This window comes from Bradyrhizobium sp. CW1, assembly GCF_023100665.1.
Taxonomy (GTDB): Bacteria; Pseudomonadota; Alphaproteobacteria; order Rhizobiales; family Xanthobacteraceae; genus Bradyrhizobium; species Bradyrhizobium canariense_D.
Genome location: NZ_CP064684.1, coordinates 1,186,973 through 1,201,316, shown reverse-complemented (window position 1 = coordinate 1,201,316; position 14,344 = coordinate 1,186,973). Strand labels below are relative to the sequence as shown.

The window sequence follows — 14,344 nt, the reverse complement described above, 5'->3', positions numbered from 1 at the left end:
CATCGTCGTTGATGCGTAAGTCCAGAGGAGCTGATATGTACGTTGGCCGGATATTGTCCACGCTTGGCGGACAAGGACCCATGCTCCTGGTGATCTCGCTTTGCGCAGGGCTGGTGATCACTCCCTTCGCTCATCTCGGCTACGATCTTTTGCCTTTTTCGGCATTTCTTCTGACGCTGGGCTCGTTTCTTACGGCGGGTCTTGCCCCCTCTGAAGCCAGCATTCGTCCGCTCCTGATGGGCGTGGTGCTTGCCTGGGTTGGCCTGGTGCTGCCATTCGCTGCTGCGATTCTGCTGTCCTTTGCTCCGCTTGATCCTGCGCTGCGGGCCGGCGTTCTGCTTTCATTGCTGGCGCCGCCGGTCGGAAGCGCCGCTGCGATCGCCGGAATGCTCGGTTTGCGACCACGTCTCGCACTGCTCGTTTCCATCGCACTGACCTTGCTCACGCCGATCTCGATTCCGAGTTTTGCCACGGTGCTCGGACTTGGAATTGCATTCGACATGGGCAGGCTGGCGATCCGGCTCTTCAGCATTATCGGCGCTGCAGGCCTGGTGGCCTTCTTAGCCATGAGGTTTCGTCGTCATGTGATTCCTGTTCTGCCCGATCAAAGCGCCGCCACCGGGATCGCCGTTGTCGGGCTCATGATCGTGGGGCTTGCCACCTCGCAAGGCATACGGGCGCAATGGACCAGCAACGCCCTGCGTTTCGACGTGATGCTCGCCGCGGCGATCGTGTTCAATTTCGGTCTGTGCGTCCTCGCTGCCATGACGTTCGCGAGACTGGGGTGGCAAACCGCCGGTACCATCGGTCTCGTGAGCGGAAACCGCAACGTCACGCTCGTGTGGGCAGCGGCGAGCTTCGGTCTGCCGTCGCTGGCGGAAGGTTATGTCGCTGCGTGCGTCATCCCGGTCCTCGCGCTTCCCCTCTCATCAAGCTTTGTCTTAGACTACCATCCTTCAGCCGCTTCATCCCACAAAACCGATGACCCAAAGAGTACACGCCTGACCTGGTGCTCAAACAACAAGGCACGGCGCTTGCGACGCCGTGCCTTCCGCATTCATGAGGCTCGATCTCAGCTGTAGATTTCGAACAGTCCCGCGCCGCCCTGGCCGCCGCCGATGCACATCGTCACGACGCCCCACTTCGCCTTGCGGCGCTTGCCCTCCTGGAGGATGTGGCCGGTGAGCCGCGCGCCGGTCATGCCGAACGGATGGCCGATCGCGATCGATCCGCCGTTGACATTGTACTTGGCGGGATCGATGCCGAGCTTGTCGCGCGAATAGAGACACTGGCTGGCGAAGGCTTCATTGAGCTCCCAGAGATCGATGTCGTCGATCTTCAGGCCATGACGCTTCAACAGCTTCGGCACGGCAAAGATCGGGCCGATGCCCATCTCGTCCGGCTCGCAACCCGCGGCCGCCCAGGCGACGAAGCGGCCCATGGGATTGAGGCCGCGCTTCTCCGCGTCCTTGGCTTCCATCAGCACCACGGCCGCGGCGCCGTCCGACAGCTGGCTGGCGTTGCCGGCCGTGACGAACTTGCCGGGGCCCCTGACGGGCTCGAGCTTGGCGAGACCTTCCAGCGTGGTCTCGGGCCGGTTGCACTCGTCGCGGTCGACGACGTAATCGACGATCGACTCGGCCTTGGTCGCCTTGTCGACCACCTTCATCTTAGTCTTCATCGGGACGATCTCGTCCTTGAACTTGCCGGCCTGCTGCGCGGCGGCCATGCGGCGCTGCGACTCCAGCGAATACTCGTCCTGATATTCACGGCTGAGATTGTAGCGCTCGGCGACGATATCGGCGGTGTCAATCATCGCCATGAAGATCGCCGGTGCCGTCTTGAGCAGTTCGGGATCGATCGATTCCTTCGGCGTGCCGCCGCCCGGCATCGAGATGCTCTCGACGCCGCCTGCGACGATGCAGTCGGAACCGTCCGAGCGGATCGAGTTGGCGGCCATCGCGATGGTCTGGAGACCGGACGAGCAGAACCGGTTCACCGAGACGCCCCCGGTCGATTTCGGCATTCCCGCCAGCAGCGCGGCCTGGCGGCCGATGTTCGGCGCGCCATGAGCGCAATTGCCGAGATAGCAATCCTCGACATAGTCCTTCTCGACGCCGGCGCGGTCGACTGCGTGGTGAATGGCGTGGGCCGCGAGCGACATCGGCGGGGTGATGTTGAACCCGCCGCGGCCGGATTTCGCGAGGCCCGTGCGTGCATAGGAAACGATGACGGCTTCACGCATTGTTTTCTCCCTTTCGAACGATTTTGACCGGAGCATCGGTCGAGGTTTCTCGGCGCCATTGGTACACAATGTCCGGCGGTCGCGGGAGAAATAAAAACGCCGCCCTCGCGAGAGGGCGGCGTTGTTCCGCGGGTCGGAATATGTCGGCGGATCAGAACGTCAGCGCCTTGACCTGCTTGACCTGCGGCAGAGCCTGCACCTTGGCAAGCAGATCGGCCGGCACCGCGCCGTCGACCTCGATCAGCGCGATGGCATCGGAGCCCGGCGCAACGCGGCCAAGATGGAAGGTCGCGATGTTGATCTTGGCATCGCCGAGCAGGCTCGCGAACTTGCCTATGAAACCCGGCTTGTCCTCGTTGGTCACGTAGATCATCGACTTGCCAAATTCAGCGTCGACGCGGATGCCCTTGATGTCGACCAGGCGCGGCTTGCCGTCGGCATAGACCGTGCCCGAGACCGACCGCTCCTGCCGCTCGGTGGTGACGGTGACGGTGATCAGGCTTTCATAGTCACTCTGGGCGGCGCGGACGATCTCGTCCACCACCATGCCGCGCTCCTTGGCGACGACGGGCGCGGAGACGACGTTGACCTCACCCAGCATCGGCCGCAGCAGGCCCGACAGCACGGCGGAGGTGATCGCCTTGATCTTCATCTCGGCCACGTGGCCCTCATAGGTGATCTCGACCTTGAGGATGCCGCTCTCGGTGAGCTGTCCCGCGAACGAACCGAGCTTTTCAGCGAGCGCGATGAACGGCTTCAGCTTCGGCGCCTCTTCCGCCGTGATCGAGGGGAAGTTGACGGCATTCGAGATCGCGCCGGTGAGCAGGTAATCCGACATCTGCTCGGCAACCTGGAGCGCGACGTTCTCCTGCGCCTCGGTGGTGGACGCGCCGAGATGCGGCGTGCAGATCACGTTGGGATGACCGAACAGCACATTCGCGGTGGCGGGCTCCTCGACAAAGACGTCGAAAGCGGCGCCGGCGATGTGCTTGGAATTCAAAGCGTTGACCACGGCCTGCTCGTCGACGAGACCGCCGCGGGCGCAGTTGATCAGGCGCACGCCCTTCTTCATCTTGGCGATCGCGGCTGCGTCGATGATGTTCCTGGTCTTCTCGGTGAGCGGGGTGTGCAGGGTGATGAAGTCGGCGCGCTTGAAGAGGTCGTCGAGCTCGACCTTCTCGACGCCGATGTCCCTGGCGCGCTCCGGCGACAGGAACGGATCGAACGCGATCACCTTCATGCGCAGGCCGAGCGCGCGGTCGGCGACGATCGAGCCGATGTTGCCGCAGCCGACGACTCCGAGCACCTTGCCGGTGATCTCGACGCCCATGAAGCGGTTCTTCTCCCACTTGCCGGCCTGGGTCGAAGCGTCCGCCTGCGGAATCTCGCGCGCCAGCGCCAGCATCAGGGTGATGGCGTGCTCGGCGGTCGTGATCGAATTGCCGAACGGCGTGTTCATCACGATGATACCCTTGGCCGTGGCGGCAGGAATCTCGACGTTGTCGACGCCGATGCCGGCGCGGCCGATCACCTTGAGGTTGGTCGCCTTCTCGAGGATCTTCGCGGTCGCCTTGGTCGCGGAGCGGATCGCGAGGCCGTCGTAATTGCCGATGATCTCGGCGAGCTTGTCCTTGTCCTTGCCGAGATTGGGCTGGAAGTCGACCTCGACGCCGCGGTCTTTGAAGATCTGCACGGCAGCGGGAGAGAGCGCGTCGGAAATGAGAACTTTGGGTTTGGTCATGGAGATGTGTCCTTCGCCGTCCCTAGAGGGAGATCGGCCTGAGGGCCGGAATGGGGAATTGCTCGGAAGCTCTTTGCTCTCCCTCTCCCCGTTCTTACGGGGAGAGGGTCGGGGTGAGGGGCAGCCACAGGCGAGGTGCTCGCGGAGAGAGCCCCTCAGCCGGATCGCTGCGCGACCCGACCTCTCCCCGTAAGAACGGGGAGAGGTAAAAACTACGCCGCCTTGGCGAGCGCGGCCTTGGTCTCGGCGAAGGCCCAGTCGATCCACTGGGTCAGCAGCGCGACATCACTGGCCTCGACGGTGGCGCCGCACCAGATACGCAGGCCGGCGGGCGCATCGCGATAGTAGGCGAAGTCGTAGCCCGCGCCCTCTTTCTCGACCAGCGCCACCAGCTTCTTGCTGAACTCGGCCTGCGCGTCCTCGGAGAGTGAGGTGATCGCGGGATCGGTGAACTTCAGGCACACCGAAGTGTTGGAGCGGATTGCGGCGTCCTTGGCGAGGAAGTCGATCCAGGGCGTCTTAGCCTTCCAGTCGGCGAGCACCTTGGTGTTGGCGTCGGCGCGCGCGATCAACGCCTTCAGGCCGCCGATCGACTTGGCCCAGTTCAGTGCGTCGAGATAATCCTCGACGCAGAGCATCGACGGCGTGTTGATGGTCTCGCCGACGAAAATGCCTTCGTTGATCTTGCCGCCCTTGGTCATGCGGAAAATCTTCGGCAGCGGCCAGGCCGGCTTGTAGGTTTCGAGCCGCTCCACCGCGCGGGGCGACAGGATCAGCATGCCATGCGCGGCTTCGCCGCCGAGCGCCTTCTGCCAGGAGAAGGTGACGACGTCGAGCTTGGCCCAGTCGAGGGGTTGCGCGAACGCGGCCGAGGTGGCGTCGCAGATGGTCAGGCCTTCGCGGGTCGCGCTGATCCAGTCGGCGTTCGGCACGCGCACGCCCGAGGTGGTGCCGTTCCAGGTGAAGACGACGTCGGACTTCGGATCGACCTTGGAGAGGTCGGGGATCTCACCGTAAGCCGCGTTGAGCTTGGTGACGTCCTTGAGCTTCAATTCCTTGACGATGTCGCTGACCCAGCCCTCGCCAAAGGATTCCCAGGCGAGCGTGGTGACGGGCCGCGCACCCAGCATCGACCACAGCGCCATCTCGACCGCGCCGGTATCGGAGGCCGGCACGATGCCGATGCGATAATCAGCGGGCACTTCGAGCACTTCGCGCGTCAAATCGATCGCTAGCTTGAGCTTGGTCTTGCCGACCTTCGCGCGATGCGAACGGCCGAGCGCTGCGTCCTTGAGATTTTGGGCATTCCATCCGGGGCGCTTGGCGCAGGGGCCGGAGGAAAAATGCGGCATGTTCGGCCGCGAAGCGGGCTTCGCTACAGTCATCGTCTACCCTTCCAGATAGTAAGCCTCCCGTTGGGGGGAGGTGTCCCGCCGCGGCTGATACGGGAATCGGGAAGACCAGTCAAGGAAGTTCCGGCGCCTCACGCGCGGGTGATGGCGCCTCCGGTGCGATCTTGGGGGAATCGACCACCGCCAGCGCGTTCAGCAAGCCCGTGGCATCGCTGATCAATTGCGCGGCGCGGCGGCGGCTGCCGACTTTCAAAATGCATTTGTCATTGGCCTGCACGACGTAGTCGTTGCCGACCTTGATCATCGAATAGCTTGTCATCGAAATCCCCGAACCGATCGAGCCCGGTTTCGACGTCCCGTAGCACCGTTCGTTCCTTCACCAACGTGAACGCCGTGACGGTGGTTTATCAGCTCTTAATATGAACGTACGCGCGATCCGATTTCGCTGATCGCGCAAGGCTCATAGCGTGCTGCGTCAAAAGCGGACAGTCATGCCGACGTGACTCGCCGTGAACCCAAGCCGCTTGTAGAAGCGCTGCGCATCTGTTCGCGTCTGATGCGTCAGCAGTTCGACGAGATTGCAACCGCGCGCTTTCGCTTCCGTCACCGCCCATTGCACCAATTGCTCGCCGATGCCGCGGCTGCGGCAATCGGAAGCGACGCGGACGTCTTCGAGCAGACCGCGCAAGCCGCCTTGCGAGCTGAGACCCGGCAGGATCGCGAGCTGCAGGCAGCCGACCACCCTGCCCTCACTCTCGACAACCACAAGCTGGATATTTTGATCGCGCTCGACCCGCGCGAATGCCTCGTAATAGGACGCATGCAACGGGTCTTCCACGCGCTCGCGTGCGCTCCCGAGATGATCGTCGGCGAGCATCGTCACGATCGCAGCAACATCTTCGCGGCGCGCGGGACGAATGGAGACAGATTCGGCGTTCATAAAGTTACTCCTGCCTCAAGCGCGCCTAACGCACCTTGGGTAGCCCGAGAAAGGTCTCGGCTTCGCCGATCCAGCGGCGGATGGCGGCATAGCGACCGAGATCGAAGCCGCCTTCATGCGCGACGCGCGTATAGGCAAGCAGCGAGACGTCGGCAAGCGAAACGTCATCACCGGCGAAGAAGCGGTTTGCCGCCAGATGCTGCTCCATGCGATCGAGCGCCGCGTAGCCGCGCTTGACCTTTTCAGGATCGAGCTCGGAGGCGTCCTTGCCGAGATAGACGAGCTGGAAGCGGCACACCGCGATATAGGGCTCGTGGCTGTATTGTTCCCAGAACAGCCATTCGTCCATCTTGGCGGCAGTGAAGGCGTCGCCCGGAATGAGCGCACTGTCGCGCGCGAGATAGCGGATGATGGCATTGGACTGCGCCAGCGTGCGACCGTCGTCGAAAGCGACGGTGGGCACCTGGCCGGCACCGTTCATCTGGAGGAATTGCGGCGTACGGGTCTCGCCCTTGCGGGTGTCGATCTCGATCCACTCGTAGAGCACCGCGAGCTTGTCGCAGACCCACTTCACCTTCAGACAATTGCCGGAATTGCTATCGCCGTAGATCCGCATCGGTGCCCCCGCGCATTCGGCGACAGAGCATCAGGACGGAAGGAATCTGTCAACAGGAAGCGGGCGACTCAGAACTGGTAGCCAATGCCGACGCGGAAGTTATTCAGGCCGACAGTGATGTCCTTCACGTCCGAGAAGCCGACATGCTCCCATTCGCCGCGAACCAGGATGTTGTTGCAGATCGCGTACTCGACACCGATACCGGCCGTCCATCCGTACATGAAGCTGTTGGTGCGCAGCTCAGTCTTGTTAAACGTACCCGTGTCAATCGTGTCCTGTCGATGGATCGTCGCCGTAACACCGCCCAGGACAATCGACTCGTCATAGTCGTCATGCTTGATGTAGGACACCGTCGCGAATCGCGAAACTTCAGCGCGCCCAATCGCCAGACCGGCGAAGGCATAGGGCATGAAGTCGCCGCCGTCCCAACCGACCCGACCGCGGAAGGTGGCGTAATCCTTCAGCTTTAGCGCAGCACCACCACCGAGTGAAGTGACGTAGGTATAGGTATGGCCCGTTGGCGCCGTCTCACCGTCGAGAATGCGTGTCATGGAATCACTTGCCGAGCTCGATATATTCTTCATGTAGCTGTAATTGGCCTCGACGCCGAACACTGCATCGTAGAGCTGCCAATTGCGGCCGACATAGGCGCCAAACCCGGTCGACTGCACGTGGTTACTCGGCAGCAGCGACCAGCCGCCGACTGGCGCCTCAAGGATGCTGTTGCGAAGCATGAAGTCGGTCATCGTCTTCGGAGCATGACTGAAATCAACATCGGTCGTGGCAAACCCGAACTGGCCGCCAACATAAAAACCGTCCCAGTTGTGGGACGTCTTTGACAGCCCGTCGGTGAAGCTGCCTCGGAGGATGGGAAGATCGGAGAGATCGGCCGCGTGCGCCGCAGAGACCGTCCCCAACATCGCCACCGCCAACAAAAGCCTACGCATCGAACGCTCCATCGAACTCGAACTTTCGCTCGTGATCATGGCCCGTTAACCTTAACCAATGGTTGCGCCGGAGGCTTTCGTCGCCGCCCGCCATGAAAAATACGCAAAGCAAAACGGCGCGGGATGATCCCGCGCCGTTAAGAGAGATTAAGCGATGAGGCTGACGATCAGCCCTTGGTGACGAGCGGCGGCATGTAGGCCGGCGGGCTGTCGAGATTCCAGCGCACGCCGAGCTTCAGGTCGTGCGAGGTAATGTCCTTGAACTTGAAAACGTTGCCGGTGGTTGCCCCGGTGTAGGTCGACAAGACACCGGTTTGCCCCTCACCCATATCGACATAGCTGTAGGCCAGTTCGAGAACGAGGTTGGGATTGACCTTGTACGCGAGACCCGCATGGGCAGCCCACGCCAGGTTCCACTTCGAACCGGCTGGTGCGCTCGAGAAGCTCGCCGTCGAGAACGCAAGATCGTTGATGCCGGTATCGGTAAAGTTCGAGATGGAGACGCGTGCGCCGCCAACGCCGGCACCGATGAACGGCGTGATGCACCACCAGGTGCCCAGGTCGACATACGCGTTCGCCAAGACCAGCCATTCGGACTTGGATGCGCTGTAATTATCGATCCCGCTGTAGGGCACGCCGCCCGCGGTTCCGGTGAAACGATCCGTTCCCTTGAAATTCGAATTGCCGCGATACTGCCCGGTCACGTCCGCGCGGAACCAATTGTTGAACCGGTAACCCGCGCCGAGGCCAAAGATGCCGGCGGTGTCGAACGACGACTGCTGATTGAACGAGGTGAGCTGCGAATAGGCGGACTCGCGACCGTAGTGGAGATCGCTCGTCTTCTGATTGCTGAAGCCGACGTCGCCGCGCAGGTACCAGCCACCGAAGTCGGCGGGCGGAGCCGGGGGCGCGTACATCGGAGGGGGCGCCGCGATCGGCATGTCGGCGGCGAACGCCATCGAGGAGATCAGGGTTGCCGCACCCGCGGCAAGGAGAGACTTAACGCTACGCATTGGCTTCGTCCTTTTGGCCGGTGAGGCAATACGGCGCCTCACGTTCTGGAAACTCACGGCCCGGACGATGCCAGCAAATGCTTAAGCGCCACTTAACCCTAATTTTTAAGGTTGATTTTTTCTCAACTCGCACGCGCGGGCGTCGCGAGCGTTGCAAAAATGCAGCGCCAAATGCGACGCCGTCGCCGCATTTCCTAACGATGTATGAAGCCGCGTTGCAGCAAGTCAGGATATGTTAACGCGCGTGCCGCGGCAGCTTGGGCAGGAATACCGCAAGCAGGCCGATCGCCGGCAGATAGGCGCAAACCTGGTAGACGAACGCGATCGAGGTGTGGTCGGCGAGCTTGCCGAGCACGGCGGCGCCCAGGCCGCCGATGCCGAAGGCGACACCGAAGAATACGCCGGAGATCATGCCGAAGCGGTGCGGTACCAGCTCCTGCGCGAACACGATGATCGACGACGTCGTCGAGGAGATGATCAGGCCGATGAGCACGGACAGCACCGCGCTCGCATAGAGCCCGGCATAGGGCAGCGCCAGCGTGAACGGCAGCGCCCCCAGGATCGAGATCCAGATCACGATCTTGCGGCCGAAGCGATCGCCCAGGGGACCACCGAGAAAAGCGCCGACCGCGTTCGCTGCGAGGAAAATGAAGAGATACATCTGCGCGGCTTGCGTCGATACGCCGAAGCGGTCGATCAGATAGAAGATGTAGTAGCTCGACAGGCTCGAGACGTAGAGCTGCTTCGAGAACAGCAGCGCGACCAGCACGAGGAGCGCAACGACGACGCGACGCGAATTCGGCGCGTCGGGATGGGCTTGATCCACCACCGCCTTCTTCGCCTTGATCTGCGGTTCGTACCAGCGGCCGATGCGCCAGAGGATGAGGATCGCGAGGAAGGCGATCGAGGAGAACCAGGCGATGCTGCCCTGCCCGAACGGCACGACGATGAGCGCGGCGAGCACCGGTCCCATCGAGGTGCCAAAACTGCCGCCGAGCTGGAACACCGATTGCGCAAAACCGTAACGGCCGCCGGAGGCGAGCCGCGCGATGCGCGCCGACTCCGGGTGAAACACCGCCGAGCCGAGGCCGACCAGAGCGGCGGCGACGAGGATGACCAGATATTGGTGGGCGGCACTGAGCAGCAACAGACCGAAGAAGGTCGAGGCCATGCCGATCGACAGCGAATAGGGCTGCGCCTTCTTGTCGGTGTAGTGGCCGACCACCGGCTGGAGCAGCGAGGCCGTGAACTGGAAGGCCAGCGTGATCATGCCGATCTGCGCGAAGTCGAGCGCGTAGGTGTCCTTCAGGATCGGATACACCGAAGCGATCAGCGACTGCATGGTGTCGTTGAGGAAGTGCGAGAAGCTGATGCCGGCCAGCACGACATAGGCCGGCCCCGCGGCACTTTTGGCGCCGGGTGCGACGTCGCTGACGAGGACGGGCTCCGTCAGTGTTTCCTCTGAGACGACGACAGGCTTGTTCACTGGAGCATCCCGGCGGGCGCGGCAGATTGCCGCGACAAGCTAGTTACGATGCGCGCGGCGACCGATCCACCGCCAAACGCCCATGGCTGGAATGCGCTTCGCCAGATTTCGCGGCCAAACTGCGGCCTGCATGGTTCGAGACGCCCGCCTGTGGCGGGCTCCTCACCATGAGGGTCTACGTCTTCGCCTGGAAACAAAACCTCATCCTGAGGAGCCCGCGAAAGCGGGCATCTCGAAGGATGGCTGCGAGTTCAGGCCGCGGCGTTCCCGAGCGCCGAGACGATGGTATCGACGACGTCCTCGACCAGGATGCGATCCTCGCCCTCGCCCATGACGCGGATCACCGGCTCGGTGCCGGAGGAGCGGATCAGCAGGCGGCCGTGGCCGTTGAGCCGCTGCTCGCCGTCGGAGATCGCCGATTTGACGTCGGAATTGTCGAGCGGCTTGCCGCCCTTGTGACGGACGTTCTTCAGGATCTGCGGCAGCGGATCGAAACGGTGGCAGACTTCCGACACCGGCCGGCGCAGCTTCTGCACCACGGCAAGCACCTGCAATGCGGCCACGAAGCCGTCCCCGGTGGTGGCGTAGTCGGACAGGATGATGTGGCCGGACTGCTCGCCACCGAGATTGTAGCCGCCGTTCAGCATCTGCTCGAGCACGTAGCGATCGCCGACCGGCGTGCGCACGAGATCGAGCCCCTGCGCATTAAGGAAGCGCTCGAGCCCGAGGTTCGACATCACGGTGGCGACGATGCCCGATCGCGACAGCCGACCGTCTTCCTTCCAGCTCTGCGCGATAACCGCGAGCAGCTGGTCGCCGTCGACGATGTGGCCGCGCTCGTCGACCAGGATGACGCGATCGGCGTCACCGTCGAGCGCGATACCGATGTCGGCGCGCATCTCGCGCACCTTCTTCGACAGCGCTTCCGGCGAGGTGGAGCCGCATTCCTTGTTGATGTTGAAACCGTCGGGCTCGACCCCGATCGGGATCACGTCGGCGCCCAGCTCCCACAGCGCTTCCGGCACCACCTTGTAGGCGGCGCCATTGGCGCAATCGACCACGACGCGCAGGCCGTCGAGTGACAGATCGCGCGGCAGCGTGCGCTTGGCGAATTCGATGTAGCGGTCATGCACGCCGTCGATGCGGCGGGCGCGGCCGAGACTGGCGCTCTGGGCGAGACGCTTGTCGATGGGCTCATCGAGCAGCTGCTCGATCTGCTTCTCGACGTCGTCGGAGAGCTTGAAGCCCTGCGGCCCGAACAGCTTGATGCCGTTGTCCTCGAACAGATTATGCGAGGCGGAGATCATCACGCCGAGATCGGCGCGCATCGACTTGGTCAGCATCGCGACCGCGGGCGTCGGCATCGGGCCGACCAGCAGCACGTCCATGCCGACCGAAGTGAAGCCCGCGACCATCGCGTATTCGATCATGTAGCCGGACAGGCGGGTGTCCTTGCCGATCACGACCCTGTGGCGGTGGTCACCGCGCTGAAACGCCAGGCCTGCGGCCTGGCCGACCTTGAGCGCGAGCTCCGGCGTGATCAGTCCGTTGGCGCGGCCCCGGATCCCGTCCGTCCCGAAATATTTGCGGCTCATATCGTCCCCCACGCAACAACCAGGGATCCCCAGCGCAACCTCCGGGTGCCCAAGCGGGACCCGCATCCCTGATTTGCTGAGGTCTTATAGAGCCATCACGGCTAACTTGGCTTCAAAAAATATGATGAATCATTACGGAACCGGGCGGCTCCCGGCCCCGATAACGTCTTGTTAACATTATATTCCGTTGAAGATACTGGAACAGGGCGGAACCGGCACCTAGTCCGAGCGCTTCACATGGCCGTCGGCGCGGCTCGGCGCCGGCTGGGTGACACTGACGGGATCGGAGCCCGGAAAGGTCTCTTCCAGACCCTCCTCCAGCGCTTCCTCGAGATCATGCTTCTCCTTGATCTCCTCCGGCGTCGGTCCGGTGTGCGGCCTGGTCATGGCGCCCTCCTCTCCACAAAGGATTTGCAAACGATTTGGCTGTGCATCCAACCATGCTAGATGACCCCTCGATCTTCCGATGCAAGAGTCTTCCCATACAAGACTCTTCCGACAAGACGGGCCGGGAAACGTTCATGAAGCACATCACCTGTATCGACGATCTTCGCACACTGCATCAGCGCCGCGTGCCGAAGGCGTTCTTCGATTATTGCGACCGCGGCTCCTACGCCGAGGAAACGCTGCGCGCCAACCGCGAAGACATGCAGGCGATCAAGTTCCGCCAGCGCATTCTGGTCGACGTCTCCAAACGCGACACCGCGACCACGATCCTCGGCGAGCCCTCGACCATGCCGCTAATCCTCGCGCCGGTGGGCCTGCTCGGCATGCAGCATGGCGATGGCGAGATCCATGCCTGCCGTGCCGCGCAAGCGGCCGGTATCCCGTTCACGCAGTCGACGATGTCGATCTGCTCGATCGAGGACATCGCGGCCAATGTCGAGAAGCCGTTCTGGTTCCAGCTCTACGTGATGAAGGACCGCGGCTTCATCAAGGAGTTGATCCAGCGCGCGATCGCGGCGAAATGCTCCGCGCTGGTGCTGACCGTCGATCTCCAGGTCATCGGCCAGCGCCACCAGGACATCAAGAACGGCATGACGATCCCCCCCGAGTGGACGATGTCTAAATTTCTGGATTTCGCCACAAAGCCCGCGTGGGTCTCCGGCGTGCTGCGGGGCAAGCGCCGTACCTTCGGCAACATCGCCGGCCACGTGAAGAACACCGAGGACCTCAATCGCCTCGCCGAATGGACCGCCTCGCAGTTCGACACGGCGTTGAACTGGAAGGACGTCGAGTGGGTCCGCAGCATCTGGCCGGGCAAGCTGATCATCAAGGGCATTCTGGACGTCGAGGACGCCGAGGAAGCCGCCAAGACCGGCGCGCAGGCTCTCGTCGTCTCGAACCATGGCGGCCGTCAGCTCGACGGCGCGCCGTCATCGATCGAGGTGCTGCCCGAGATCGCCGAGGCGGTCGGTGACAGGATGGAGATCATGTTCGACGGCGGCATCCGCTCCGGCCAGGACGTGATGCGCGCGCTCGCGCTCGGCGCGAAGTCCTGCATGATCGGCCGCGCCTACGCCTATGGCCTTGGCGCCGGCGGCCAGGCCGGCGTCGCCAAGGCGATCGACATCATCCAGAAGGAGCTGCTCACCACCATGGGCCTGTGCGGCGTCAACCGGATTGACGAAATCGACGAACATATCATCGCGATGTGAACCGCAGCGGCAGTGCCGTAGGGCGGGCAAAGCGAAGCGTGCCCACCAATTCGCAAATCGTAGGGTGGGCACGGCGCTTCGCGCCTTTGCCCACCCTAAGATTTCAGCGTTCGCCCTCACATCGGCGGCGTCACCCCGTCGCGGCCGACATTCACCCGGTTGGCCTCAAGCGAACCATCGTCCTTCTTCACCGCGCCGAAAATGATCAGCTTGGCGCCGGGCTTGAGCTCGGATTTGTCGCTGGCGACGAAGGTGACGATCGGCGTGTCCGGCGGCACCACGACTTTCTTCTCGCCGTCCTTGTACTTGACCGTGATGTTCTGGCCGTCGGTGCCCTTCACCGTCTGCGCCACGGTGGCGTTGGTCATGGTCGAGTTGGCGCGCGCGTCCCAGGGACGAAAACCTTCGGCCGCGCCGCGCTGGTTTTCGGGGAAGATGTGCACCGCGATCGCCTTCTGGGTGCCGTCGGGCTCGGGCAGGCCGGTGACGCCGATATAGGAGCCGTCCTTGATCTCCGACAACGACGTCTTCACCACCGCGAAGACGGCGACGTTGTCGGTCATGCGCACCTTCACGTCGGTTCCTTCGCGGGTCTTGATGCCGAGCGTGTTGCCGTCGACGCTCTCGATGGTGCCGCGGATGCGGACCGTCGGCGTCTGCTGCGCCAGGGCGGATGACGTGACGATGCAGGCGGCGAACGCGGCCACGCCGAGGCGTGATATCCAGGTTCTCTTCGACATGTTGTTATTCT

General features: G+C 63.0%; 14 protein-coding genes. 2 read left to right on the top strand and 12 right to left on the bottom strand.

Annotated elements, in window-relative coordinates:
* Nucleotides 1-80 precede the first annotated feature (80 nt).
* Nucleotides 81-1,082 (top strand): hypothetical protein, encoded by a 1,002-nt coding sequence (locus IVB54_RS05760; protein WP_247360982.1) that lies wholly within the window; start codon nt 81-83, stop codon nt 1,080-1,082.
* Here IVB54_RS05760 and IVB54_RS05755 read toward each other — a convergent pair.
* The 11 genes from IVB54_RS05755 to IVB54_RS05705 form a co-directional block, all read right to left on the bottom strand.
* The gene (locus IVB54_RS05755) at nt 1,073-2,245 is read right to left on the bottom strand and encodes an acetyl-CoA C-acyltransferase (protein WP_007596708.1); all 1,173 of its coding nucleotides are present in this window, start codon (nt 2,243-2,245) and stop codon (nt 1,073-1,075) included. The genes IVB54_RS05760 and IVB54_RS05755 overlap by 10 nt on opposite strands.
* A gap of 151 nt (nt 2,246-2,396) precedes the next feature.
* A complete protein-coding gene (gene serA, locus IVB54_RS05750) occupies nt 2,397-3,986 on the bottom strand; it encodes a phosphoglycerate dehydrogenase (RefSeq protein ID WP_247337608.1) in 1,590 nt (529 codons plus the stop codon).
* Nucleotides 3,987-4,198: 212 nt separating this feature from the next.
* Nucleotides 4,199-5,371: a phosphoserine transaminase gene (locus tag IVB54_RS05745; protein WP_247296226.1), complete on the bottom strand. Its 1,173-nt coding sequence runs from the start codon at nt 5,369-5,371 to the stop codon at nt 4,199-4,201.
* 79 nt (nt 5,372-5,450) lie between these two features.
* Entirely contained in the window at nt 5,451-5,642 is a 192-nt protein-coding gene (locus tag IVB54_RS05740; protein ID WP_240543165.1) for a hypothetical protein, read from the bottom strand.
* A 171-nt stretch (nt 5,643-5,813) separates the two neighbouring features.
* Entirely contained in the window at nt 5,814-6,278 is a 465-nt protein-coding gene (locus IVB54_RS05735) for a GNAT family N-acetyltransferase (RefSeq protein ID WP_018453559.1), read from the bottom strand.
* Nucleotides 6,279-6,303: 25 nt separating this feature from the next.
* Nucleotides 6,304-6,894: a glutathione S-transferase family protein gene (locus IVB54_RS05730; RefSeq protein ID WP_018453558.1), complete on the bottom strand. Its 591-nt coding sequence runs from the start codon at nt 6,892-6,894 to the stop codon at nt 6,304-6,306.
* Nucleotides 6,895-6,962: 68 nt separating this feature from the next.
* Nucleotides 6,963-7,880 (bottom strand): outer membrane beta-barrel protein, encoded by a 918-nt coding sequence (locus IVB54_RS05725; RefSeq protein WP_085348794.1) that lies wholly within the window; start codon nt 7,878-7,880, stop codon nt 6,963-6,965.
* 128 nt (nt 7,881-8,008) lie between these two features.
* The gene (locus IVB54_RS05720; RefSeq protein WP_240543166.1) at nt 8,009-8,854 is read right to left on the bottom strand and encodes an outer membrane beta-barrel protein; all 846 of its coding nucleotides are present in this window, start codon (nt 8,852-8,854) and stop codon (nt 8,009-8,011) included.
* Between the two features lie 235 nt (nt 8,855-9,089).
* Nucleotides 9,090-10,340, bottom strand: coding sequence for an MFS transporter (locus tag IVB54_RS05715; RefSeq protein WP_247296232.1), 1,251 nt, complete (start codon nt 10,338-10,340; stop codon nt 9,090-9,092).
* A 251-nt stretch (nt 10,341-10,591) separates the two neighbouring features.
* A complete protein-coding gene (gene glmM / locus IVB54_RS05710; RefSeq protein ID WP_018453554.1) occupies nt 10,592-11,935 on the bottom strand; it encodes a phosphoglucosamine mutase in 1,344 nt (447 codons plus the stop codon).
* A 219-nt stretch (nt 11,936-12,154) separates the two neighbouring features.
* Nucleotides 12,155-12,322, bottom strand: a complete 168-nt coding sequence (locus IVB54_RS05705) for a hypothetical protein (protein ID WP_018453553.1) — start codon at nt 12,320-12,322, stop codon at nt 12,155-12,157.
* A 134-nt stretch (nt 12,323-12,456) separates the two neighbouring features.
* Here IVB54_RS05705 and IVB54_RS05700 point away from each other — a divergent pair, with 134 nt between their 5' ends.
* A complete protein-coding gene (locus IVB54_RS05700; RefSeq protein WP_247360980.1) occupies nt 12,457-13,593 on the top strand; it encodes an alpha-hydroxy acid oxidase in 1,137 nt (378 codons plus the stop codon).
* 116 nt (nt 13,594-13,709) lie between these two features.
* Here IVB54_RS05700 and IVB54_RS05695 read toward each other — a convergent pair whose 3' ends face one another.
* Nucleotides 13,710-14,333, bottom strand: a complete 624-nt coding sequence (locus IVB54_RS05695) for a hypothetical protein (protein WP_026232553.1) — start codon at nt 14,331-14,333, stop codon at nt 13,710-13,712.
* Between the last annotated feature and the right edge of the window lie 11 nt (nt 14,334-14,344).